This is a genomic window from Paragemmobacter straminiformis, assembly GCF_014243445.1.
GTDB classification, from domain to species: domain Bacteria; phylum Pseudomonadota; class Alphaproteobacteria; order Rhodobacterales; family Rhodobacteraceae; genus Paragemmobacter; species Paragemmobacter straminiformis.
In genome coordinates this window covers 260,310-284,257 of the sequence record NZ_JACLQD010000001.1, presented here as the reverse complement: position 1 = coordinate 284,257, position 23,948 = coordinate 260,310, and the positions used below count along the sequence as shown (strand labels likewise).

The 23,948-nt window shown below is 67.2% G+C and carries 22 protein-coding genes; 16 read left to right on the top strand and 6 right to left on the bottom strand.

From position 1 onward, the window contains the following. The first annotated feature begins 18 nt into the window (after nt 1-18). The gene (locus H7F16_RS01255; protein WP_185795741.1) at nt 19-1,263 is read left to right on the top strand and encodes an SPOR domain-containing protein; all 1,245 of its coding nucleotides are present in this window, start codon (nt 19-21) and stop codon (nt 1,261-1,263) included. Nucleotides 1,264-1,326: 63 nt separating this feature from the next. On the opposite strand, the gene H7F16_RS01250 is transcribed toward H7F16_RS01255, so the two are convergent. Both H7F16_RS01250 and H7F16_RS01245 read right to left on the bottom strand, forming a co-directional pair. Then, entirely contained in the window at nt 1,327-2,346 is a 1,020-nt protein-coding gene (locus H7F16_RS01250; RefSeq protein ID WP_185795740.1) for a hypothetical protein, read from the bottom strand. Nucleotides 2,347-2,466: 120 nt separating this feature from the next. Continuing rightward, the gene (locus tag H7F16_RS01245; protein ID WP_185795739.1) at nt 2,467-4,095 is read right to left on the bottom strand and encodes an AMP-binding protein; all 1,629 of its coding nucleotides are present in this window, start codon (nt 4,093-4,095) and stop codon (nt 2,467-2,469) included. Nucleotides 4,096-4,199: 104 nt separating this feature from the next. Here H7F16_RS01245 and H7F16_RS01240 point away from each other — a divergent pair, with 104 nt between their 5' ends. Further along, nucleotides 4,200-5,120 carry a DMT family transporter gene (locus H7F16_RS01240; RefSeq protein WP_185796593.1) on the top strand — a complete coding sequence of 307 codons (921 nt, stop codon included), beginning with the start codon at nt 4,200-4,202 and terminating at the stop codon, nt 5,118-5,120. A 169-nt stretch (nt 5,121-5,289) separates the two neighbouring features. On the opposite strand, the gene H7F16_RS01235 is transcribed toward H7F16_RS01240, so the two are convergent. Together H7F16_RS01235 and H7F16_RS01230 are read right to left on the bottom strand one after the other, a co-directional pair. Next, nucleotides 5,290-5,868 carry a thymidine kinase gene (locus tag H7F16_RS01235; protein WP_185795738.1) on the bottom strand — a complete coding sequence of 193 codons (579 nt, stop codon included), beginning with the start codon at nt 5,866-5,868 and terminating at the stop codon, nt 5,290-5,292. A 147-nt stretch (nt 5,869-6,015) separates the two neighbouring features. After that, complete coding sequence (locus H7F16_RS01230) at nt 6,016-7,407, bottom strand: DEAD/DEAH box helicase (RefSeq protein WP_185795737.1); 1,392 nt, start codon at nt 7,405-7,407, stop codon at nt 6,016-6,018. A gap of 323 nt (nt 7,408-7,730) precedes the next feature. Here H7F16_RS01230 and H7F16_RS01225 point away from each other — a divergent pair, with 323 nt between their 5' ends. Then, the gene (locus H7F16_RS01225; protein WP_185795736.1) at nt 7,731-8,204 is read left to right on the top strand and encodes a BrnA antitoxin family protein; all 474 of its coding nucleotides are present in this window, start codon (nt 7,731-7,733) and stop codon (nt 8,202-8,204) included. A 268-nt stretch (nt 8,205-8,472) separates the two neighbouring features. Here H7F16_RS01225 and carB read toward each other — a convergent pair whose 3' ends face one another. Next, nucleotides 8,473-11,817 (bottom strand): carbamoyl-phosphate synthase large subunit, encoded by a 3,345-nt coding sequence (gene carB / locus H7F16_RS01220; RefSeq protein WP_185795735.1) that lies wholly within the window; start codon nt 11,815-11,817, stop codon nt 8,473-8,475. A gap of 320 nt (nt 11,818-12,137) precedes the next feature. Next, the gene (locus H7F16_RS01215; protein WP_185795734.1) at nt 12,138-13,697 is read right to left on the bottom strand and encodes an amino acid permease; all 1,560 of its coding nucleotides are present in this window, start codon (nt 13,695-13,697) and stop codon (nt 12,138-12,140) included. Nucleotides 13,698-14,218: 521 nt separating this feature from the next. Here H7F16_RS01215 and H7F16_RS01210 point away from each other — a divergent pair. The 13 genes from H7F16_RS01210 (at nt 14,219) to H7F16_RS01150 (ending at nt 23,682) form a co-directional block, all read left to right on the top strand. Continuing rightward, nucleotides 14,219-15,361, top strand: coding sequence for an aminodeoxychorismate synthase component I (locus tag H7F16_RS01210; protein ID WP_185795733.1), 1,143 nt, complete (start codon nt 14,219-14,221; stop codon nt 15,359-15,361). Continuing rightward, entirely contained in the window at nt 15,316-15,957 is a 642-nt protein-coding gene (locus H7F16_RS01205; RefSeq protein WP_422121093.1) for an aminotransferase class IV, read from the top strand. The genes H7F16_RS01210 and H7F16_RS01205 overlap by 46 nt, the downstream gene beginning before the upstream one ends. A gap of 52 nt (nt 15,958-16,009) precedes the next feature. After that, nucleotides 16,010-17,314 carry a histidinol dehydrogenase gene (hisD, locus tag H7F16_RS01200; protein ID WP_185795731.1) on the top strand — a complete coding sequence of 435 codons (1,305 nt, stop codon included), beginning with the start codon at nt 16,010-16,012 and terminating at the stop codon, nt 17,312-17,314. 238 nt (nt 17,315-17,552) lie between these two features. Next, nucleotides 17,553-18,032 (top strand): UPF0262 family protein, encoded by a 480-nt coding sequence (locus H7F16_RS01195; protein ID WP_185795730.1) that lies wholly within the window; start codon nt 17,553-17,555, stop codon nt 18,030-18,032. Nucleotides 18,033-18,100: 68 nt separating this feature from the next. Beyond that, on the top strand, nt 18,101-18,529 hold the full coding sequence (locus H7F16_RS01190) for an arsenate-mycothiol transferase ArsC (protein ID WP_241741210.1): 429 nt from the start codon (nt 18,101-18,103) through the stop codon (nt 18,527-18,529). Beyond that, a complete protein-coding gene (locus H7F16_RS01185) occupies nt 18,526-18,936 on the top strand; it encodes a ketosteroid isomerase-related protein (protein WP_185795728.1) in 411 nt (136 codons plus the stop codon). Before H7F16_RS01190 ends, H7F16_RS01185 begins: the two co-directional genes overlap by 4 nt. Beyond that, nucleotides 18,933-19,538, top strand: a complete 606-nt coding sequence (locus H7F16_RS01180; RefSeq protein WP_185795727.1) for a GNAT family N-acetyltransferase — start codon at nt 18,933-18,935, stop codon at nt 19,536-19,538. The genes H7F16_RS01185 and H7F16_RS01180 overlap by 4 nt, the downstream gene beginning before the upstream one ends. A 91-nt stretch (nt 19,539-19,629) precedes the next feature. After that, the gene (locus tag H7F16_RS01175; protein ID WP_185795726.1) at nt 19,630-20,727 is read left to right on the top strand and encodes a GSCFA domain-containing protein; all 1,098 of its coding nucleotides are present in this window, start codon (nt 19,630-19,632) and stop codon (nt 20,725-20,727) included. Continuing rightward, nucleotides 20,724-21,515: a hypothetical protein gene (locus H7F16_RS01170; protein WP_185795725.1), complete on the top strand. Its 792-nt coding sequence runs from the start codon at nt 20,724-20,726 to the stop codon at nt 21,513-21,515. The genes H7F16_RS01175 and H7F16_RS01170 overlap by 4 nt, the downstream gene beginning before the upstream one ends. A gap of 163 nt (nt 21,516-21,678) precedes the next feature. Next, nucleotides 21,679-21,897 carry a translation initiation factor IF-1 gene (gene infA / locus H7F16_RS01165; RefSeq protein ID WP_108434436.1) on the top strand — a complete coding sequence of 73 codons (219 nt, stop codon included), beginning with the start codon at nt 21,679-21,681 and terminating at the stop codon, nt 21,895-21,897. After that, a complete protein-coding gene (locus H7F16_RS01160) occupies nt 21,894-22,469 on the top strand; it encodes a Maf family nucleotide pyrophosphatase (protein ID WP_185795724.1) in 576 nt (191 codons plus the stop codon). The genes infA and H7F16_RS01160 overlap by 4 nt, the downstream gene beginning before the upstream one ends. After that, the gene (locus tag H7F16_RS01155) at nt 22,466-23,500 is read left to right on the top strand and encodes a ribonuclease E/G (RefSeq protein WP_185795723.1); all 1,035 of its coding nucleotides are present in this window, start codon (nt 22,466-22,468) and stop codon (nt 23,498-23,500) included. Before H7F16_RS01160 ends, H7F16_RS01155 begins: the two co-directional genes overlap by 4 nt. Then, complete coding sequence (locus tag H7F16_RS01150; protein ID WP_185795722.1) at nt 23,497-23,682, top strand: DNA gyrase inhibitor YacG; 186 nt, start codon at nt 23,497-23,499, stop codon at nt 23,680-23,682. Before H7F16_RS01155 ends, H7F16_RS01150 begins: the two co-directional genes overlap by 4 nt. Nucleotides 23,683-23,948 lie beyond the last annotated feature (266 nt).

Sequence of the window (23,948 nt, the reverse complement as noted above, 5' to 3'; positions counted from 1 at the left end):
GCTACTTGGGGGTAGTTCATGTTTATCAAGTTTGTAACGGTGGCCGCACTGGCCGCCGTTCTGGGGGCACCCTTTGCCCAAGCCCAGACCGTGTCGCAGGTGGGGGGGCCGAAAGAGCTTCCGCCCGCCGGATTCACGGGGATGCAATATATCGACAGCCGCGGCTGCGTCTTCCTGAGGGCGGGGCTGGGCGGCAATATCAACTGGGTGCCGCGCGTCGGTTCGAACCGCAAGGTCCTGTGCGGCTATCCGCCCACCTTTGGCGGCAAGGGCAGCGTCGCTGTCGCGCAGGCGACCCCCGCGCCCGAACCGGCCCCGCTGCGCCAGCCGCAGCGCATGGCCGAGGCTGTTCCCGAATCGAGCTATGTGCCGCCGCCCGCACGGGTCGGCAAGCCGATCCCGACCGCGATGCCCGCGCCGATGGTGCAGGCGGCCGCACCCTTGGCCGCGCCGCGTCCGGCATCGGCCCTGATGGTCACGGTGGCGCCGGGGGCTTCGGTCGCGGCATCGGCGGGACGGGTGAGCTGCCCGGCCTCGGCCCCGTCGCTGAAGCGTCTGCCGCTGACCAATGGCGGAACGGTGCTGGTCTGCGCCCCCGGTGACGGGCAGTTGCGCGGGTTGCGGTCGCCCACCTTTGCCGGTGGCGGAGTCGGTGCCGCCTTCGAGGGGGGGCCGCTTGGGGAAGGCCCGCTTGGGGAGGGGTCGGCCGACGCGCCGGTGCGTGCCGCATCGGCGGCCTTGGGTCAGCCTTCGGCGCAGGGGCGCGCGGTGCGTGATCTGCGCGTGGCCTCGGCCACGGTGGCCGCGCCCCAAGGCTATACGGCGGCATGGAAGGATGACCGCCTGAACCCGTTGCGCGGCGTTGGCACCGCGCAGGGGCAGGCGATGCAGGATCAGGTCTGGACGCGCAAGGTTCCGGCCAAGCTGGTGGGGGATACCCCCCGCGCGCGGCGTATGGCAGCGCGGGCGGCGATGACGGGCGGCTATGAGGGCGGCGGCGATCAGGGTGGCGGGCTTTCGCTCTCGTCCAAATCGGCACCCGTGGCGGTTGCGGGCCGTTTCGTGCAGGTCGGCAGCTTCGGCGTGCCTGCCAATGCGGCGGGTGCCGTGGCGCGGCTTGCTTCGGCGGGTCTGCCCGTGGCGCAAGGCCGGTCGCGCGGGATGACGGTGGTGATGGCAGGCCCCTTCGCCTCGGGGGGCGACCTTGCCGCAGCGTTGCAGATCGCGCGGGCCTCGGGCTTCGGAGATGCTTTTGTCAGATAGGTGAGATCGTCGGGCAGGACGGCGCGTTCATGGTGACAGCCCCCCGATCAACGGGGGGCTTTTTCATGTCGCGTCGCAGATCGCCCGCAGGCTGTCCCAATCGGCGGCGTTGAGCAGCGCGCGGGGGCTGCCGCCGCGATAGGGGTCGGCCTCGATCAGCGACAGGGTGGATTCTCCGCTTGGATCAAGGGCATAGGCATAGGGGGCCGAGGATACGGCGGCTTTCTGGAACGCGGCAAGCAGGGCTTCGGCCGGCAGCGGCACGGGTGGCGATTTGAGCAGCACCTCGCCGTAGCCCGCAAGCGCCGTATCGGGCAGCGCCCCCGTGGTGAGCAGCCGGACCGTCGCGGACAGCCCCGCATGGCCAAGGATCGGCAGCATCGGGTCGGCGGTGGCGGCGGCCGTGGCCTCGGCAAGGGCGTAGCCTGCGGGCGCTTCGGGCAGCGGGGCCTGAAGCGTGTCGCGGCCGAGAAGCACGATGTTGCCGGGCAGATGCACCGCGCCGTTCACCCCCTGCCGCATGACCAGAAGCGTGGTGCCCGCCCCGCCGAACAGCCGTTCGGACAGAAGCGACAGCGCACGGTCGCCCAGCGGCGAGGTGCAGGGTTTACCCGTCAGGCGGATCACATCGGCCAGCGCCGCCTGACCGATGGCTGCGCGGGTGACAAAGGGCAACATGCCGGCCGTGTGCCGCAGCAGCGCGTCGGGAACGAAAACCACCCCCACGGCAAGGATCGCCAGAGTCGCCGCGCCAAGCAGGGTGCCCCGCAGCCGCCCCGGACGCGGTGTCTTGCGCCGGACCACGCCCAGCACGGTCTCGAGCGCGCCGATCATGTCGGCATCGTCGATTTCCAGCGTCTCGTCGGCATCCGGACCGGGGGCATAAAGCGCCGGAAGCAGGCCGGGGTTCTGGCGGATCAGCGCGGGCAGCGACCAATGCGTGACGGGCCGTTCGGTGCGCGGATCGGTCAGCACAAGCGTGGCATCGCGGAAGGCGACGATCACCTCGCGCCGCTGGGCATCGGGCGCGTCACGCCAAAGGCCGGGGCTTTCCAGCCTCTGGTATTTTGCGAGGGCGGTCATGCGGGGCGGTGGGCCTGACGCTTCGTTAAGAGATGTTGAAACGATACCGCAGCGCAGACGTCGCCACAAGGAAGCACTCATTACAGAACCCTTTGCCAAGGCAGGCTGTATCGCCGATTTTCAGGCCGAATCCATCAGTTTCGCCACGGCGCGCAGTTCGAATTTCTGGATCTTGCCGGTCGAGGTCTTGGGCAGTTCGGCAAAGACGATATGCTTCGGGGTCTTGAAGCCCGCAAGCCGCGCGCGGCAATGGGCGATCAGCTCGGCCTCGGTTGCTATCGCCCCCGCTTTCAGCTCGACAAAGGCGCAGGGCACCTCGCCCCACTTCGCGTCAGGCTTGGCGACCACGGCGCAAAGGCTGACGGCAGGGTGGTGCATGAGCGCGCCTTCGACTTCGACGGAACTCACGTTCTCGCCGCCGGAAATGATGATGTCCTTGGCGCGGTCGGTGATCTTGATATAGCCGTCGGGGTGCTGGAAGGCGATGTCGCCGGAACGGAACCAGCCGCCCTTGAACGCCTCGGCTGTGGCCTTGGGGTTCTTGTAATAGCCCTTCATCACCATGTTGCCGCGCATGGCGATTTCGCCAAGGTGCTGGCCGTCGCGGGGAACGGGATTGCCGTTCGTGTCATGCACCTCGGCCCCTTCCAGCATGGGCATGGCGACGCCGGTGCGGGCCTTGTAGGCGGCGCGGTCGTCCTTGGTCGCGCTGTCCCATTCGGGCCGCCATGTGCATTCGGTGGCGGGGCCGTAGGTTTCGGTCAGGCCGTAGACCTGCGTCACGTTGAAGCCCAAGGGCTCGAAGGCTGCAAGGGTGGCGGCGGGCGGGGGGGCGCCTGCGGTAAAGACCTCGACGATATGGTCAAAGGGGCGGCGGTCGGCCTCGGGGGCGTTGATCACGGTGTTCAGCACGATGGGCGCACCGCCGAAATGCGTGACGCCTTCATCCGCGATGGCGTCATAGATGGCTTTGGCCGTGATGTCGCGGCAGCAGACAAGGGTTCCGGCAAGGATTGGCGTCATCCATGTGTGGGTCCAGCCGTTGCAATGGAACAGCGGCACGATGGTCAGATAGACGGGGTGCAGCACCATGCGCCAGGACAGGATATTGGCCGTGGCCGACAAATACGCCCCGCGATGGTGGTAGACCACGCCCTTGGGCCGCCCCGTGGTGCCCGAGGTGTAGTTTATGGCGATGGATTCCCATTCATCCCCGGGCATCACCCAATCCGCCGCAGGGTCGCCCTGCGCCAGAAGCGCGTCATAGGTCAGGTATTGCCCCGAGGCGGTAAAGCCGTGGTCCACCACCTCGACGATCTGCGGGGCCGGGCCTTCCATGCGCTTGATCGCCTCTTGCGCCAGCGGCAGGAAGGCCGTGTCGCAGAGCACGATCTTGGCCCCCGCATGACCGAAGATATAGGCCACGGTATCGGCATCGAGGCGGGTGTTGATCGTGTTCAGGATCGCGCCCGCCGCAGGCACCCCGAAATGCGCCACCGCCTGCGGGGGGATGTTGGGGATGAGCGTGGCCACCACATCGCCCGCCGCGATGCCGTGGCGGCCAAGGGCCGAGGCCATGCGCGAGACCTGTTCGGCATAGTCGGCATAGCTGAGGCGCGTCGATTTCCACACCACGGCGGTGCGGTCCGCGTGGATGTCCGCCGCGCGTTTCAGAAACGAGAGCGGCGTCAGCGGCGTGTAGTTTGCCGCGCATTTTTCCAGACCCGTTTCATCGGCCAGCCAACCCATTTCCAATACCTCCCAAGCAAACCGCGCCCATGTCGCTTTCAGACGTGCAGGCACAAGGTTAGCAGGGTTCTCGTCAGATGCGAGAGTTGCAAGAAGGCGTGATGATGACGAAACCCGACAGAACGCTGGCCGCCGCCGGACTGATCCTCGTCTATGCGATGGTGATCGGATTCACCGACAATTACGTCAAGGTGATCGCGTCCGAGGTCGGGCTGTGGCAGTTCCACTTTACGCGGACCTGCATGGCGATGGTCCTTTTGGCAATTGCCTCCTATGCGGCGGGCTTCCGCGTGCGGCCCGTCCGTTGGGGCGGGGTGGCGGCGCGGTCGGCGATTCATGGCCTTGCGATGCTGATCTATTTCGGGGCGCTCGCCTTTCTTGACGTGGCGCTGGTGGCGGCGGGGCTGTTCTCGGCGCCCATCTGGGTTCTGCTGATCTCGCGCTTTGTCTATGGGCAGAAGATCGGACCGGTGCAGGTGCTGGCCGTGGTGCTGGGCTTTGCGGGGGTGATCCTTGTCCTCGGGCCCGAGGCGATGGCGGGGGCGTCGCTGCCTGCGGTGCTGCCGGTGCTGGCGGGGGCGATGTATGCGATGGGCAATATCGCCACGCGGGAATGGTGCGCCGAGGAAAGTGCAGCGACGCTGGTCGCCGGCTTCTTCGTGGCGCTGGGCGTGCTTGGCGCCATCGGGATGGCGGTGCTGGCGGTGATGCCGCTGGCCGTGCCCGAAGGCACCGCGGGCTTCCTGCAACGCGGGCCGGTCTGGCCCGGAGGTGTCTTCTATTTCTGGACCTTCGTGCAGGCGTCGGGGTCGCTTGTCGGCGTGGTCATGATGATCCGCGCCTACCAGATCACCGATGCCTCGAAAGCAAGCGTGCTGGAATATGTGATCCTGCCCGCTTCGGCCTTCTGGACATGGATGCTTTGGGGCACGGGGCTCGCGCCGCTTGCGGTGGTCGGCATGGCGCTGATCGTCGCCGCAGGGTCGATGATCGCCCTGCAGGGACGCGAGGCGGCGGCGGCCTGAGGCCCTTTCGCCTTCGCGCTTTCACACAAGCGAAAATATCCTCGGGGGGTGAGCCGCCCCGCGGCGAGGGGGGCAGACGGCCCCCCTTTCCCCAAGGTCAGGCGGTGCCACCTGTCAGGACAGGCAAAAATCTTCAAAGATTTTTGCGCCTTCCTTCGAAGGAATCCGGTCAGTCGCCGACCGCCTCGCGCCAGTGTTTGCGGCAGAGGCTGACATAGGTCTCGTTGCCTCCGATCACCACCTGCTCGCCCGCTGTCAGCGCCCGCCCGTCGGGGCCGCGACGGATGACCATGGTCGCCTTCTTGCCGCAGTGGCAGATGGTGCGGACCTCGCGCATTTCGTCGGCCCATGCCAAGAGGGCGGCCGATCCTGGGAAAAGGTTGCCCTGGAAGTCGACGCGCAGGCCGTAGCACATGACGGGGGTCTTCAGATCGTCGACCGCGCGGGCAAGTTGCCAGACCTGCTCCTTGGACAGGAATTGCGCCTCGTCGATGAAGACGCAGGCGACGGGGCCGAGGGCGAGGCGGGCCGCGATCTTGGCGAACATGTCGTCGGTCGCGGCGAAGGTGTCGGCATCCTCGCCGATGCCGATGCGGCTTGCGATGCGGCCCTGTCCTGCGCGGTTGTCGAATTGCGCGGTGACCAGATAGGTCGCCATGCCGCCTTCGCGATAGTTATGCGCGGCCTGAAGCAGCAGGGTCGATTTGCCCGCGTTCATGGTCGAATAATGGAAGTAGAGCTTTGCCATGGCGGCGGATTAGCGCATCGACGCCAGCCGTGGAAGGGCCGAAAGCGGGGAACAGAGGGCTGTCTGCCCCCCGCGCCCCCCGAGAGTATTTCGGCAAGGGTGAAGCAATTGCAGCTTCGCCTTTGGCCGGGGTATCAGGCCTGGGTGTCAGGCCGGGCGGCGGTTTTGCTGCGGACGGCTGTGCTTGGCACCGCTTGCGGGGCGGCTGGGGCTTTGGCCGCCGCCCATCGGGCGGGCGGGTTTGGCGCCCTGGGGTTTGCCTTGCGGCTTGCCCTGCGGTTTGCCATCGCCGCGCGGGGCGAAGGATTTCTGCGCCTGACCCTGCGCCTTGGACTGGCCGGGGCGGCCGCCTGCGGGGCGCTGGCCGCGGTTCTGGCCGGGCTTGGGGGCGGCTGCGACCATTTCCGCCGACCACGGCGCGCCGCCGATCACCGGAATCGCCTTTTTCATCACCTTTTCCACGGCACGGAGTTCGTCCATCTCGGCCGGCGCGCAGAAGGCCACGGCGGTGCCTTCGGCCCCTGCGCGGGCGGTGCGGCCGATGCGGTGGACGTAGTTTTCCGGCACGTTGGGCAGGTCGAAGTTGTAGACGTGGCGGACACCCGGAATGTCGATGCCACGGGCGGCCACGTCGGTTGCGACCAGAACGTCAAGCTCGCCCGTGCGGAATTCGGTCAGGGTGCGGTCGCGCTGGTTCTGGCTTTTGTTGCCGTGGATGGAGCCGACCTTGAAGCCCCATGCCGCCAGCAATTTGGCAAGCTTTTCAGAGCCATGCTTGGTGCGGCCAAAGACCAGCGCCTGTTCGGTCGGGTGCTTTTTGAGGTATTCCTCCAAAAGCCGCGCTTTGTCGCCGTTGGGAATGAAATGGACGCCCTGCACGATCTTTTCGATCGGCTTGCCCGGAGGGGCGACCTGAACGCGGATCGGGTCGCGCAGGTAGGTGTCGGCGATTTCCTCGATGTCCTTCGGCATGGTGGCCGAAAAGAGCAGGGTCTGGCGCTTGACCGGAATATGCTTGGCGATGCGGCGCAGCGCGTGGATGAAGCCCATGTCGAGCATGTGGTCGGCCTCGTCCAGCACCAGATAGCCGGTGGCTTGCAGGTCGACGTCGCCGCGTTCCAGCAGGTCGATCAGGCGGCCGGGGGTGGCCACAAGCACATCGGCACCGCGGGCGAGGTTCATCGCCTGACGGTTCAGCGAGGCGCCGCCCACGACCATGATCACCTTGGCGGGGGTGCCTTTGGTGAAAACGGTAAGGTTGTCATGGATTTGCGTGACCAGCTCGCGCGTGGGCGCAAGGATCAGGGCGCGCACGGTGCGCGGGGCCGGGGGGTGGCCGATGTCGAGGATGCGGTGCAGAAGCGGCAGGCCGAAGGCGGCGGTCTTGCCCGTTCCGGTCTGGGCCAGACCCATCAGGTCGCGACCCTTCATGATATGGGGGATGGACTGCGCCTGAATGGGCGTCGGTTCCTTGAGGTTGGTTTTCTCCAAGGCTTTCAGAAGCTTGGTCGAAAGGCCGAGTTCGGCGAAGGTGGTCATATATATGTCTTTCCTGCCCATGCTTCATGGGCCAAGGGGGCCACAGATCTGCGGCCGGTTGCAGGTCGGGCGCGAGGCAAATCGCGCGGAACCCCTGCGTGAAGGTGGGAACCTTTGGCCCGGTCGGTCTCCCCATCAGGGGGCTGCTCACGCGGCAGCGGAGGGCGGGCGTGAGGGGCAGATGGGGGTTTTCGGCCCGTCTGTCAAGCAATGCTTTGCAAAGGGGCGTGGATGCACAGGCCATGCAGAGGCGCGAAACGCTGGCTTAAGGCCGTCTTCACCTTGTGATGGCAGGCTTTCCAGCGGGCAGAAGCGGGGGCGGGATGGTCGATCTGAAAAAGCTCAAGGGCCGCCGGGCCGAGCATTACCACTATATGGCCGATGCGATGCGGCGGCTGGAATGGGACCTGCACCACACGATCGAGGCGACAAGCCGCGTGCCCGAGGAATGGCACGAGATCGCTTCGCGCCGCCACCCCAAGGCCAAGGTGCGGATGACCGTGGGCATCGACGAGGATGTGGTGCGCTTTTTCAAGTCGATGGGGCCGGGGCATGGGCCGCGCATGAACGAGGTGCTGCGCTCGTTCATGCATGCGCGTCTTGCGGGTGTGGTCAGGGGGGGCGAGACCGACCCGTGGTTCCTGCGCGCCCAAGGGCAATTCGCCGGAGAGCGGCCGGTCTGGGGGGCGCTGGTGCGCGCGCTGGAAGGCGGCGGGCCGAGGCCCGAGGCGGTGGCGGCGGAAGAGGCCGCGCGGGCCGAGGAAGCGCGGCGCTTGCGGCGTCTGGAGGAGGGATAGGCGAGGCCGCCCCGTGCCGCCCGCGTAATGCGGACCTGTCCTTCTGCGGTGCCGCCTGCGCTGGCCGGCAAGGGCTGGCCTGCAAGGGGTGGCCTAACGCAAGCAGGCCGGACAGCGGCGACCCGCCTTGCCCTGCCCGATGGCCCCGCGCGAAGCCCGTGTCGGGGCTGCTTTCATGCTCGCCCAAATATCCTCGGGGGGAGGCTCGCCCTTGCGAGCCGTGGGGGGCGGAAAGCCCCCCGCGCCATGTGCCGCCTGCGCGGGGCTGTCAGCCCTGAAGCGTGCGCACCCCGTAGCCTTCGCCCCGTGCCTTCATCGCGGCGACGGCGGCGATCGAGGCTGCGGCGGTGGTGAAGTAGGGGATCTTGTCCATCAGGGCCACGCGGCGGATGTCGCGGCTGTCGCTGATGGCCTGCGTGCCCTCGGTCGTGTTCAGGACCAGCGCGATGTCGCTGTTCTTCAGCCGGTCGACGATGTTCGGGCGGCCCTCGTAGACCTTGTTCACGGCCTCGGCCTTGATGCCCTGGGATTTGAGCCAGTCGCCGGTGCCTTTGGTGGCGACGATCTCGAAGCCCATCGACAGAAGGTCGCGGGCGGCATTGGCCAGCGCCTCGGTCTTGTCCATGTCCTTGACCGACAGGAAGACGCGGCCCGTTTCGGGCAGCATGGTGCCCGCGCCCATCTGCGCCTTGAGGAAGGCGAGAGCGAAGCTGCGGTCCCAGCCCATCACCTCGCCCGTCGAGCGCATCTCGGGGCCAAGCAGCGGGTCGACGCCGGGGAAGCGGGCAAAGGGCAGGACGGCTTCCTTGACGCTGAACCACGGGGTGATCGGGTCGGCAAGGGTGTTCGGATCGGCAAGGGGCAGCGGGCTGTCGGGGCCGACGCCTGCGGGATAGGCGGCGCGAAGCGGGAAGTTCGCCAGCTTCTCGCCCGCCATAAGCCGCGCCGCGATGGAGGCGATGGCGCTGTCGGTCGCTTTCGCCACGAAAGGCACGGTGCGCGAGGCGCGGGGGTTCACCTCGAGGACGTAGATCGTGCCGTCCTTGATGGCGAATTGCACGTTCATCAGGCCCACGACGTTCAGCGCCTTGGCCATGATGACCGTCTGGCGCTTCAATTCGGCGATGGTTTCGGCCGAAAGCGAGTGCGGCGGCAGGCAGCAGGCGCTGTCGCCCGAATGGACGCCCGCTTCCTCGATATGTTCCATGATGCCCGCGACATGGACGTCGGTGCCGTCGCAAAGCGCGTCGACATCGACCTCGATCGCGCCCGACAGATAGCTGTCGAGCAGCACGGGGCTGTCACCCGAGACCTGCACGGCGGTGGTGATGTAACGCTCGAGCTGTTCGTCGGAGCGGACGATCTCCATCGCGCGGCCGCCGAGGACGAAGGAGGGGCGGATCACCAGCGGGTAGCCGACGTCCTTGGCCACGGCGAAGGCCTCGTCGCGGGAACGGGCGGTGCCGTTGTGCGGCTGTTTCAGGCCGAGCGATTGCAGCAGGCCCTGAAAGCGTTCGCGGTCTTCGGCAAGGTCGATGGCATCGGGCGTGGTGCCAAGGATCGGGATGCCCTCGTTCGCAAGGGCCTGCGCCAGTTTCAGCGGTGTCTGGCCGCCGAATTGCACGATCACACCGTGCAGCGTGCCGTTGTCCTGTTCGACGCGCAGGATTTCCAGCACATGTTCAAGGGTGAGCGGCTCGAAGTAAAGCCGGTCCGAGGTGTCGTAGTCGGTCGAGACCGTCTCGGGGTTGCAGTTGACCATGATGGTCTCGTAGCCCGCCGCCGTCAGGGCGTAGCAGGCGTGGACGCAGCAATAGTCGAATTCGATCCCCTGTCCGATGCGGTTCGGGCCACCGCCGAGGATGACGACCTTCTTGGCGTTCGAGGGGCGCGCCTCGCATTCCACATCGCCCATGACGGGGGATTCGTAGGTGGAATACATATAGGGGGTCTGGGCCTCGAATTCGGCGGCGCAGGTGTCGATGCGCTTGAACACGGCCGTCACGCCAAGGTTGCGGCGGGCGCGGCGGACCTGCGCCTCGTCCCGTCCGGTGAGTTTGGCAAGGCGGGCGTCGGTGAAGCCGTACATCTTGAGGCGGCGGATGCCGGCCGCGTCGAGCGGCAGGCCGGATTTGCGGACCTCGGCCTCGATGTCGATGATTTCGCGGATGCGCGACAGGAACCACGGATCGAAGGCGGTGGCGGCCTGGATCTCGTCATCCGAAAGGCCGTGGCGCATGGCTTGGGCGATGGTGCGAAGCCGGTCGGGGGTTTGCTGGGACAGCGCCTTGATGACGGCGGCCTTGTCGGGCGCGCCCGAGGCGGAAACGCCGGCAATGGCGATCTCGTCAAAGCCGGAAAGGCCGGTTTCGAGCGAGGCGAGGGCTTTTTGCAGGGATTCGTGGATGGTGCGGCCGATGGCCATGACCTCGCCCACCGATTTCATCGCGGTGGTCAGGTTCGGTTCGGAGCCGGGGAATTTCTCGAAGGCGAAGCGCGGGATCTTGGTCACGACATAGTCGATGGACGGCTCGAACGAGGCGGGCGTGACCTTGGTGATGTCGTTGTCGAGTTCGTCCAGCGTGTAGCCGACGGCAAGTTTGGCCGCGATCTTGGCGATCGGGAAGCCCGTGGCCTTGGAGGCCAGCGCCGAGGAGCGCGACACGCGCGGGTTCATCTCGATCACGACCATGCGGCCGTCGACGGGGTTGATCGCCCATTGCACGTTTGAGCCGCCGGTTTCCACGCCGATCTCGCGCAGCACGGCAATCGAGCCGTTGCGCATGATCTGGTATTCTTTGTCGGTCAGCGTCAGGGCCGGGGCCACGGTGATGCTGTCGCCGGTATGCACGCCCATCGGGTCGATGTTCTCGATGGCGCAGACAATGATGGCGTTGTCCTTGCGGTCGCGCACCACCTCCATCTCGAATTCCTTCCAGCCGAGGAGGGATTCGTCGATCAGCACCTGCGCCATGGGCGAGGCTTCGAGCCCCGAGCGCACGATGGCTTCGTAATCGTCGCGGTTGTAGGCCACGCCGCCGCCGGTGCCGCCAAGGGTGAAGGCGGGGCGGATGATGGCGGGCAGGCCCACGTATTCCAGCGCCTCGATCGCCTCGCGGATGCCGGCGGCGATGTCGTATTTGCCGCTGGCGAGTTTCGGGGCGGCGATGATGGTCGCCTTGGGGTTCTCGAGGCCGATGCGGTCCATCGCCTCGCGGAAGAGTTTGCGGTCTTCGGCCATTTCGATGGCCTGACGGTTGGCCCCGATCAGCTCGACCCCGAATTTGTCCAGCACGCCAAGGTCGGCAAGGGCCAGCGCGGTGTTCAGGCCGGTCTGCCCGCCCATCGTGGGCAAAAGCGCGTCGGGGCGCTCTTTCTCGATGATCTTGGCGACGACCTCGGGGGTGATCGGTTCGATGTAGGTGGCGTCGGCCAGACCCGGATCGGTCATGATCGTCGCGGGGTTCGAGTTGACGAGGATGACGCGGTAGCCTTCCTCGCGCAGGGCCTTGCAGGCCTGTGCGCCCGAGTAGTCGAATTCGCAGGCTTGCCCGATGACGATGGGACCGGCGCCGATGATCATGATCGAGGAGATATCGGTTCTTTTCGGCATTTCTCTGTCCCGCATGTGCCATCCCGCTGCGATATGCGGCGGGTGGTGGATTCGTGCTAATCGCAAATTGACGGGGGTTTAGGGGGTTCGACTGCGCCGCGCAAGGGATAGTGGCGCCCCCCTCGAGCATCCGGCCCTGCCGGGCGATTTCTGACGCAGAAATCGCGCCGGAATTTGACGCAAATTCCGGTTGCGCCGCGGGTTGGCGTGGTCCGGTTTCTGCGCCGGAAACCGTCGCGGAATTTGCGTCAAATTCCGCTTTGCAAAAGAAAGGGGCCAGAGGTTTCCCCCTGGCCCTTTGACTTGACCTTCGGCTGTCGTCAGGCCTTTTCGCCCACGGCGGCTTCGGCGGCAGCGATGGCGGCCTTGCGGGCTGCGATGCGGTCACCCGTCGGCGGGCCTTCGAAACGGCGGTTTTCCACCGCGACCCAAAGCACCAGCGCGAGGGCGACGAAGCCCAGCACCACATAAAGCACACGTTCGTTCGGCGGGGCGACGGCGATGAACAGGATCACCCCCATGCCGACCACGGCCAGAATCGTGACCAGTTTGTAGACACCGCCACCAAGGCTCCACGGGCCGGGGTTCGGCCATTTGGCGGTGCCATAGGCAAAGACACCGGCGATCAGCGGAATGGTGAAGGAGAGGAACAGGAACACGAGGGTCGAGTTCACCACGATCACGTAGATCGAGGTTTCACCGACCTTGATCGTCATCGCCAGCACCACGTAGAGGATGCAAAGCACCGTTGCCGTCCAGATCGCGTTGACGGGCGTGCGGTACTTCGGGCTGACGGTCGACAAGGGCTTGGAGAAGAGCGGCACGCCGTCATCGCGCGAGAAGGCAAAGAGCATCCGGCTGGCCGAGGTCACCGTGGCCAGACCGCAGAGCAGCTGGGCGATGAAGATGGCAAGGTAGAGGACGAACTTGAGGCCGACGGGAAGGATCGCATCCATCGTGGCGAAGAACATACCCCAGCCTTGCGTGGCGGCGGTGGTCATGTCCGGGATCGCAAGGGTGATCGCGCAGATCATCACCCAGCCGACGATCGACGACCAGAACACGGCGCTGACGATGCCTTGCGGCACGGACATGGCGGCGTTCTTGGTTTCCTCGGAGGTATGGGCCGAGGCATCATAGCCGGTGATCGTGTAGACCGGCAGCAGAAGGCAGAGCAGGAAGAGGTAGAGCATGTTGTCCGATTGCGGGAACACGCCGCCGCCCGCGTCGCCGGAGTAGTTGGTAAAGGTCCACAGGCGCGAGACATCGAGCGCCGGAGCGAAATAGAGGCAGGCCAGCACCAGAACAGCGGTCGCGGCGAAGATCAGATAGCCCGACATGTCGGTCAGCATCGTCGTGACCTTGATGCCGAGGTGGTTGAACAGCGCCTGGATGATGGTGATCACCGCGACGAAGATCACGACCTGGCCGTCACTTCCCGAAAAGCCGACGAAGCTGCCGAAGGTGCCCGCGAAGAAATAGGCCGTGCCGATGTTGATGGCGCCAAGCACCGTGATCAGGCCCAGAAGGTTGAGCCATGCGGTAAGCCAGCCCCAGAAACGGTTTCCGAGGATCGAGGCCCAGTGGTAAAGCCCGCCCGCCGTCGGAAAGGCCGAGGCGACCTGGGCCATGGACAGCGCGAACATGCCCGAAAGCAGGCAGCCCACGATCCAGCCGATGCCCGCCCCAGCGCCGCCGACAGACGAAATCGCCTGTGCGAAGGAGTTGATGCCGCCCGACAGGATGCAGATGATCGAGAAGGAGATGGCGAAGTTCGAGAACTTCGACATCGAGCGCGAGAGTTCCTGCGCGTAGCCCATCCCGTGGAGGACCTTCATGTCCTCGTGTTTCTCATGATCGGTGTAATTGTCCGATGCCATGTTCTTCCCCGTTGTTGTTCGTTTTCGTGTGTGTCGTCTTTGTTCTGACTGGTCACTCACCGGAGCGGTTCTGACCCGCTTCTCGTGGAGATGATTAGACTCGGATTTCTTCAATCCGGCAAGCATTGAAACAATCTTTTCAGGATTGCGGCGGCCGGAAATCGGGCGCTGCGGGGCGGATTGTGCAGATTTCGGGCGGCCTTGCGCGGCGGGAGGGGGGTTTGCCCATGTCGGGGCCTGTCGGGGCTGGCTCGAAACGGGCGGGCGGATTGCGCCGCGCTGACGGGCGGATCACGCGGGGTGCGGGTGCGGGGCGGGGGTGCGGGTGCGGGGCGGGTGCGGGGGGCGGGGATGCGGGAGGGATGACGCGAGGTCAGGCGCGCCGTTGCGCGGGGGCTGGCGGATCGGCGGGGCGAAGTGTCGCGGGTGGACTGTTCGCCCCCCCTGCCGCGTGCTATCTGCCGCGCCTGACCGGGGCGTGCCAGAGGCGGCCCCCCGCATCGCCGCCCGAGGAGAGTTCGGTGATCCTTTGCGAGCATGGCCCCGAGGGGCGCCCTGCACTGTTCGAGACCCCGCGCGAGACGGTTCTTGCCTGGCGGGCCGATCAGGTGCGTCCGGCGCTCGAGCGGGCCGAGGCGCTGCGCCGTGCGGGTGGCTGGCTGGCGGGATATGTCGCCTATGAGGCGGGCTATGCGCTTGAACCGCGCTTGCGGCGGCTGATGCCGAAGCGGCGCGCGGGGCCTTTGGTGGCGCTGGGCGTCTATGATGCGCCGCAGGATGCGGGGGCCGTGCTTGCGCGCGCGGCGGCCGAGGCGGAGGGCGTGAGCCTGACACCGCCGCGCCCGCTTGTGTCGCGGCAGGCCTATGGCGCCGCGTTCCGGCGGGTGGCCGACTATATCGCGGCGGGCGATTGCTACCAGATCAACCTGACCTTCCCGATGGCCGCGCGGCTTGCCGCAGGGTCGCCGCTGGGCCTTTACGCGGCGTTGAGGGCGCGGCAGGTGGTGGGATACGGCATGTTCTGCGACCTTGGCGCGGGGCCCGTGGTGATCTCGCGCTCGCCCGAGCTGTTCTTTCGGGTTCGGGGCGGGGTGATTTCGGCGCGCCCGATGAAGGGGACCGCGCCGCGCGATCCCGATCCCGTGCGCGATGCGGCGATTGCGGCCGAACTGGGCGCGTCGGAAAAGGCGCGGGCGGAAAACCTGATGATCGTCGATCTGCTGCGCAACGACATCTCGCGCCTGTCCGAGGTGGGGTCGGTCAGGGTGCCCGAGCTTTACGCGGTCGAGGCGTTCTCGACCGTGCACCAGATGTCCTCGACCGTGACGGGGCGGTTGCGCGGGGGGGCGGATGTCGCCGGATTGATGGCGGCGCTGTTTCCCTGCGGATCGGTGACGGGCGCGCCGAAGATCCGCGCGATGGAGATCATCCGCGAGGTCGAGCGCGGGGCGCGCGGGGTCTATTGCGGGGCGATGGGCTGGATGGCCCCCGATGGCGATGCCGCGTGGAACGTGGCGATCCGCACGCTGTCCTTGCAGCCCGACGGTCGCGTGCGGCTGAATGTCGGCGGCGGGGTGGTCTATGATTCGACCGAAGGCGGCGAATGGGAGGAGGCCTTGTGGAAAGCGCGTTACGCCGAGGGGCTGGGGCAGGCGTCCGCCTGATCGAGACGCTCTTGTGGGACGGGGCGCGGTTTCCGCGGCTGCCGCTGCATCTGGCGCGGCTGGCGCAGGGGGCGGCCGCCTTGGGCTACCCTTTCGACGGGGCCGCGCTGCGCGGGGCTTTGGCGGCGGCGGTCGGAACGGGGCCGCTGCGCGTGCGGCTGACGCTGGGGGCTGCGGGCGATGCCGAGGTGACGGTCGCCGCCCTGCCCCCGGCCAAGGCCGAATGGCGGCTGGGGCTGGCGGAGGGGCGGCTGCGGTCGGACGATCCGTGGCTTGCGGTCAAATCGACCGAGCGGGCGGCCTATGACGCGGCGCGGGCGGCCCTGCCCGAGGGGCTGGACGAGGTGGTGTTCCTGAACGAGCGGGGCGAGGTCTGCGACGGGACGATCACGACGGTTTTCTTCGACCGTGGCGCGGGGATGCGCACGCCGCCCCTTGCCTGCGGGCTGCTGCCGGGGGTGCTGCGGGCCGAACTCGCCCTGCCGGAAGAGGTGTTGCTGGCCGCCGATCTGCCCCATGTGCGGCTTTGGGTCGGCAATGCGCTGCGCGGGATCATCCCTGCGGTCTGGGCGGGGCGCGGCGATGACGCGGGTTGAGGGGGTGCGCCTTCGGCGTTAAGGGAGGCGCAAGCTGAAGGAGACGTCCGCCATGACCTTTTTCCTGTCGACCGCCGATGCCGGTTTCGAGGCCGATTTCGCCGCCCTTCTGGGGATGAAGCGGGAAGAGGCCGAGGATGTCGATCAGGCCGTGGCCGCCATCATCGCGGATGTCCGCGCGCGGGGCGATGCGGCGGTGCTGGAGCTGACCGCGCGGTTCGACCGCATGGCGCTGACCGCCGACCGGCTGGCCTTTTCCCCCGCCGAGATCGAGGCCGAGATTGCCAAGGTATCGCCCGAGGACCGCGCGGCGCTGGAACTGGCCGCAGAGCGCATCCGCGCCTATCACGCGCGCCAGCTGCCCGAGGATGCAAGCTGGACCGATGCGGCGGGGGCAACCCTTGGCTGGCGCTGGACGCCGGTTTCGGCGGCGGGGCTTTATGTGCCGGGGGGGCTGGCGTCTTACCCGTCCTCGGTGCTGATGAATGCCATTCCGGCCAAGGTCGCGGGGGTGGAGCGGCTGGTGGTGACCTGCCCGACCCCCGGGGGCGTGGTGAACCCTTTGGTGTTGCTTGCGGCGCGGATTGCGGGGGTGGATACGGTCTACCGCGTGGGCGGCGCGCAGGCGATTGCGGCGCTGGCCTATGGCACGGCGACCATCGCGCCGGTCGACAAGATCACCGGACCGGGCAACGCCTATGTGGCGGCGGCCAAGCGGCGGGTGTTCGGCCGCGTGGGCATCGACATGATCGCGGGCCCGTCCGAGGTGCTGGTGATCGCGGATGGCGACAATGACGCCGATTGGGTGGCGCTCGACCTGCTGAGCCAGGCCGAGCACGACGAAAGCGCGCAGGCCATTCTGATCACCACGGATGCCGCTTTCGGGCAGGCGGTGGCGGCGGCCGTGGCCAAGCGGCTGGAAACGCTGGAGCGGCGGGCGATTGCGGGGGCCTCGTGGCGCGACAATGGCGCGGTGATCGTGGTGCGCGATCTGGACGAGGCGGCGGCCTTGGCCAACCGCATCGCGGCCGAGCATCTGGAGATCATGGTGGACGACCCCGAGGCGCTGGCCGCGAAAATCCCCCATGCGGGGGCGATTTTCCTTGGCGCATGGACGCCCGAGGCGATTGGCGACTATGTGGGCGGGCCGAACCATGTGCTGCCCACGGCGCGGTCGGCGCGGTTTTCATCGGGACTCAATGTGCTTGATTTCATGAAGAAAACGACGATGGCGCGGATGACGCCCGAGGCATTGCGCGCCATCGGGCCAAGCGCCGAACGGCTGGCGGTGAGCGAGAGTTTGCAGGCGCATGGCCTGAGCGTGCGGGCAAGGTTGGACCGGTTGAACGACCGCTGAGGCGGGGGGTGGGGGCATCGCGGGGCGCGCGGCGCTTTTCCTGTGTGAAATGACTTTGCGCAACGGTCGGGATTGGCCCGTGGCCAAAGCCACGGTCCGCGCGCGAACATAGGGGCGAGGGTCGGAAACGCTTTCCCGAAGCCTTTCCCGCTCCGTAGTTCCCTGCGGGGCTGCCCCAACACCCTTGCGCTGCTGCCGCCTCTCGGGCATCACGCTTTCGGGGTGAAAAGGGCGCGCTATGACCAACCGTATCTGCCATATCGAGATCGACGAGCGGGGCCTTGCCCGCCCGACGCCGGAAATCGAGCAGGAGCGGCGGGTCGCGGTCTTCGATCTTCTGGAGGAGAATTCCTTTGCCCTGCCGCGGCGCGAGGGGCGTGAGGTGCCGCTTGGCCCCTATCGGCTTGGCCTTGCCATCCGCGAGGGGCGGCTGGTCTTTGACATCGCCACCGAGGACGAAACCAAGGTGGGCGAGTTCCATCTGAGCCTTGGCCCGTTCCGGCAGGTGGTGAAAGACTACTTCCAGATCTGCGAAAGCTATTTCGAGGCGGTCAAGCGCCTGCCCCCCAGCCAGATCGAGGCCATCGACATGGCGCGGCGCGGGATCCACAACGAAGGCGCGCGGGTGTTGCAGGAGCGGCTCGAGGGGAAGGCCGATGTCGACATCGACACCGCCCGCCGCCTGTTCACCCTGATTTGCGTTCTGCATTGGGGCTGACCGGATTGACCGCAGCTTTCCCCACCTCGGTGCTGTTTTGCTGTGACCACAACGCCGTGCGGTCGCCGATGGCCGAGGGGTTGATGAAAAAGCTTTACGGCCAGCGCGCCTATGTCCAGTCGGCCGGAGTGCGCAATGACATGGAGGTGGACGGCTTCTCTATCGCCGTCTGTCAGGAGCTGGGCATCGAGCTTTCGCGCCACCGCTCGCGGTCCTTTGAGGAAATGCAGGAATGGGGGGATGATCTGTCGCAATTCGACCTGATCGTCGCCCTGTCGCCCGCCAGCCAGCGCATGGCGCTGGAACTGACACGGTATTATCACCTCGACGTGGAATACTGGCCCATCCTCGACCCGACGGGGCTGGGCGAGGGGCGCGAGGCCAAGCTTGCCGCCTATCGTCAGGCGCGCGACCAGATCCGCGACCGCATGTTGCAACGCTTCGGACCGCCGAGCGAGGCGGAAGGCCCCGAACCGGAAGAAGGAAACACGCCATGACCCGCCAAGCCGCCGAGGCGCTGATCGCCCGTTACTACGCTGCCTTCAACGCGGGCGATGCAAAGGGAATGCTCGATTGCGTGGCCGAGGATGTCGAGCATCGCGTGAACGAGGGCGGCATCCGGCGCGGCCGCGCGCGCTTTGCGGAATTCTGCGGGCATATGGGTGTCAGCTACCGCGAGGAATTGAAGGATCTGGTGATCTTTGCCAATGCCGAAGGCACGCGCGGTGCGGCGGAATTCGTGGTGCATGGCGAATATCTGCAAACCGATCCGGGCCTGCCCGAGGCCAAGGGGCAAATCTATGTACTGCCCGCGGGCGGGTTCTTCGAAATCAGCGGCGGCAAGATCGTGCGGGTGACGACGTTCTACAACCTGAACGACTGGATCCGGCAGGTTTCCGCATGAGCCGCGATCTGCCCGACGGAATTGCGGTGCGCGCCTTGCGGGGGGCGGCGCTTGAAGCCGCACTCGACGATGTGGCGCGGCTGCGCATCGCGGTGTTCCGCGACTGGCCCTATCTGTATGACGGATCGCTGGAATACGAGCGCGAGTATCTTCAGACATATCGCGACAGCGCGGATGCCCTGCTGGTCGGGGCGTTCTTTGGCGATGTGCTGGTGGGGGCCTCAACCTCGACCCCGATGGAGGACCATGCCGAGGCTTTCGCCGCACCCTTCGCGGGGCGCGGGGTGGCGTTGGAGCATATTCTCTACGGGGCGGAGTCGGTGCTGCTGCCGGAATATCGCGGCAAGGGGATCGGGCATCGCTTCTTTGACCTGCGCGAGGACCATGCGCGGGCGCTGGGGCGCAGCCATGTGGCCTTTTGTTCGGTGATGCGGCCTGAGGACCACCCGCTGCGGCCTGCGACCTATCGCACCAACGACGCTTTCTGGCAGGGGCGCGGCTATGCGCCGCTTGCGGGCGTCGTGGCCGAATTCTCGTGGAAGGATGTGGGCGAGGAGGGCGAGACGGTGAAGCCCTTGCAGTTCTGGATGCGCAAGGTCTGACGCCGGGCGCGGCCCTCGCGGGCTTCAATATCGGGTTTGACGCCGCCCCCTTTGCCCGCCGATAACAGGGCGTGTCGGTTGGAGTGTCGGGATGGCCCGTTCGCCTTATCAAAAGCTCGAGCGGCGCGCGTTCTGGAAAACGGGGGTCGAGGCGCGGGCATCCTTTGCCGCGTCGGGGCTGTTCCGCCCGCGCTTTGCCATCGACGCGCAGACGCGGGTTGCCACGGCGGGGTCGTGCTTTGCCCAGCATGTCGGGCGGGCGCTGCGGGCGGCGGGGGTGCAGGTGATCGACGCCGAACCCGTGCCCGATTTCGTGCCCGACGCCATTGCAAGGGACCACGGCTACCGCCTGTTCTCGGCCCGGCATGGCAATATCTACACGGCAGCACATCTGGCGCAGCTTGCGCGCGAGGTCTGGGACGGTTTCCAGCCCGCCGAAGGGGTCTGGCCCCTCGGGCCGCGCTTTGTCGATTCGCAGCGCCCGTCGGTCGAACCCGGGGGCCATGCCAGCGAGGCCGAGGTGGTCTGGCACCGGCAGCGCCACCTCGGGTGCATCCGCAAGGCGTGGGAGGCGGCGGATGTGTTCGTCTTTACCTTCGGCTTGACCGAAGCCTTCCTGCACCGCGCCAGCGCCACGGTCTACCCGATGGCACCGGGGGTGCTGGGCGGCGCCTATGACCCCGACCGCCACATGTTCCACAACTACACCGTTGCCGAAACCGTGGCGGCTTTCCGCGATTTCATGGCGCTGGCGCGGGCGGTCAATCCGGCCTTGCGCTTTCTGGTCACCGTCTCGCCGGTCCCCCTTGCGGCGACGGCAAGCGGCGATCATGTCGAGGTGGCGACGATCCGGTCGAAAGCCATCCTGCGCGCCGCCTGCGACGAGATCGTGCAAGAGGACGAGGGGGTGGATTACTTCCCTTCGTACGAGATCGTGACATCGCAATCGGCGCGGGGGCGGTTCTTTGCCGACAATCTGCGCGACGTGACCGAAGAGGGGGTGGCCACGGTGATGGCAACGCTGCGCGCGGCCTATGGGCTTGAGGGGACCGCCGCAGTTGACAGCGCGGCGACGGAACGGGCGCGGGCGCGGGAACAGGCACAGGACCGGGCCGAGGACGCGGCGTTTGACCTGCGCTGCGAGGAGGCCTTGCTGAACCGCTTCGCCGGACCGGCGGAGGCGGGGTGATGCGCATCCTTGCCTTTGGCAATTCCCATGTCGGCGCGTGGCGCGAGGCTTGGGAGGGTCTGTACGCCGAATTTCCCGACATCGAGATGGATTTCTTCAGCCTGCCCGAGAAGATCCATGCCCGATACCGTTTGCGCGCGACGGGCCTGTTCGCGCCGCGCCGCAACGTCACGCCGGCAGAACGCGAAAGGGTGGCCGGGATCAACGGGCGGGTCGAATGCGATCTGTCGGCCTATGACCATGCGGTCTGGATCGGCGTGGCCTGGCACCCCGAACGGGCCGCCGAACTTGCGGCTTTGGGCGATCCCTATCCGGTCGGGGACGCGGGGGCCGGGCGTCCGGCCTATGGCGCGGGCTTCGTGACGGCCGCACTTGCACAGGCCGCCGAGGGGGTGGCCGAGGCATGGGTCGCCGTGCCTGCCCTGCGTTACCGCCCCATCGTCTTTGGCCGTCCGGTCTATGCCGAGACCTGCCTTGCCAGCGGCCACAGGCTTTATGCGCCGTGGCGCGGGGCGCAGGCCCATACGGCGGCCTTGCAGGTCTTTCTTGACAGCTACCGCGCGGAACTTGTGCGGGCGGCGGCGGCGCGGGGGTTCGGCTTTCTTGCCCCGCCCGCCGACCTTTCCGCCCCGACGGGGCTGACCCGTCCGGCCTGTCTGGCGGCGGGGGGCGGGGCCGTCGATCCGGCCGCCCCCGATGCAAGGGGCGACCACAGCCATATGAACGCGCTCTATGGCCGCCGCTGCATCGCGCATCTTCTGGCCGAGGGGTTGGGGCTGCCCCTCTAGGCTGCCCCGACAGGCCGCCGCCCCTGCCGCCCGCCGCACCTTTGGCCCGCAAATGCGGGCGAGGCGCTTACTTTTCCCTTGAAAATCCGCCCCGACAGGCGCATTAGCACAGCCCGAAGCCTGTGGGTGCTGCCTGCGGGCCGTAATCCTATTTGGAGAGACCATGGCTAAGGAAGACATCCTCGAATTCCCGGGCGTCGTGAAGGAACTCCTGCCGAATGCGACATTCAGGGTCGAGCTGGACAACGGCCATGAATTGATCGCGGTGATGGCAGGCAAGATGCGCAAGAACCGCATCCGCGTTCTGGCAGGCGACAAGGTGCAGGTCGAAATGACCCCCTACGACCTGTCGAAAGGCCGCATCAACTATCGCTTCAAGTGAAGCTGATCCTCGGATCCGGCAGCCCGCGCCGAAAGGAACTTTTGGCGCAACTGGGCCTGGTGCCTGACGCCGTTCTTCCCCCCGATATCGACGAAGAGCCGAAACGGGCCGAATTGCCGCGCCCCTATTGCGCGCGGCTGGCCCGTGAAAAGGCGGCGGCGGTGGCGGCAGGGCCGGATGACATCGTGCTTTGCGCCGATACCACCGTGGCGCTGGGGCGCCGCATCCTTGGCAAGCCGCGCGATGCGGCCGAGGCGGCGGAATTCCTTGTCGCGCTGGGCGGGCGGCGGCATCAGGTGATCACCGCCGTGGCCGTCAGACGCGGCGACAGGGTCTGGACGCGCGATTGTGTCAGCGCGGTCAAGATGAAGCGCCTGTCGGATGCCGAGCTGAACGCCTATCTTGCCAGCAACGAATGGCAGGGCAAGGCCGGAGGCTATGCGATCCAAGGGGCCGCAGGGGCCTTTATCCCGTGGATTTCGGGCAGTTTCACCGGCATCGTCGGGCTGCCCTTGGCCGAAACCGCCGCCCTGTTGCAAGCGGCGGGCTATCCAGTCTGGAGCATGACATGAAGGGCCGCGTTGTCCTGATCGACGAAATCGCGGGCCGCGCCGCCGCCGCGCTGGTGGTGGACGGGCAGCTCGAAGACCTGCTGATCGACCCCGAGGGCGATGTGATCCTGCCCGGAGCGATCTTTCGCGCCGTGGCCGACCGGCCCGTGAAAGGGCAGGGGGGGATTTTCGTCAAGCTTCCCGGCGGTTCGGGCTTTCTGCGCCAGATTTCCGGCATCGCACCCGGCCAGCGCCTGCTGGTGCAGGTCACGGGGCCGACCGAGGCGGGCAAGGCCGTGCCGGTCACCGCGCGGCTTCTGTTCAAATCGCGCCATGCCATCATCACCCCCGGTGCGCCGGGGCTGAACGTCTCGCGCCGGATCCGCGACGAGGAGGTGCGGGCCGACCTTTCGGCCCTTGCCGCCGAGGCGATGGCGGGTGCCGCCGAGGACATGGGGCTGATCCTGCGATCGGCCAGCGCCGAGGCCGAGGCCGAAGAGGTGATGGACGACATCACCGCCGTCCGCACCCTTGCCGAGGCGGTTCTGGCCGACCTTGACGGGCCGCCCGAACTGCTGGTCGACGGCCCCGGCGCGCATGAGGCCGCCTGGCGCGACTGGGCCGATCCGGCCCCCGACGAGGTGGTCGAGGGCGGTTTTGCCGATCACGGCGTGCTCGAGATGATCGACGCGCTGCGCGCGCCGCGCGTGGGGCTTGCGGGGGGCGGTCACATGATGATCGAGCCGACGCGCGCGCTGGTCGCGGTCGATGTGAACACGGGGCCGGACACCAGCCCTGCCGCATCGCTCAAGGTCAATATCGCCGCCGCCCGCGACCTGCCGCGCCAGTTGCGCCTGCGCGGCCTTGGCGGGCAGATTGTCGTAGATTTCGCGCCCTTGCCCAAGAAGGACCGCGCCATCCTTGACCAGGTGATCCGCGCCGCCTTCAAGCACGAGGCCGCCGAGACGAACCTTGCCGGATGGACCGCGCTGGGGCTGTTCGAGCTGACCCGCAAGCGCGACCGCCTGCCGCTGGCCGAGGTTATGCCGTGACCTGCCCGATCTGCCGCAAGGACAGCGACCCGAAATACAAACCCTTCTGCTCGCGCCGCTGCGCCGATGTGGATCTGGGGCGGTGGCTCAAGGGCAGCTACGCCATTCCGGTGACCGAAGAGGAAGCGCAGGACGACCGCCCCGACGACGGCGGCGAAGAGCACCCGACGCGGCTGAACTGAACGGCCACCCCCGAGGGGCGCGCGCGATCACCCCCCCCGCACCGCAGCACAGGCACGCGCCCGACGCAGGGCGCGGGCAAGCGTGGCGCATTTGGCGGGAGAGGGGATTCGGGCTGGGGTCTGAGGGCCGGGGGGCGGGGCAGGGGGTCGGGCTGGGGGTCGGGTCTCCAAGGCCGAGATCGGAAGCCATGGGCCTGAAGATCGGGAGCCGAAGGGTGGGGGATGAGACGAGGTCTCAAAGGCTGTGGCCTGATGGTTGGCGTTCA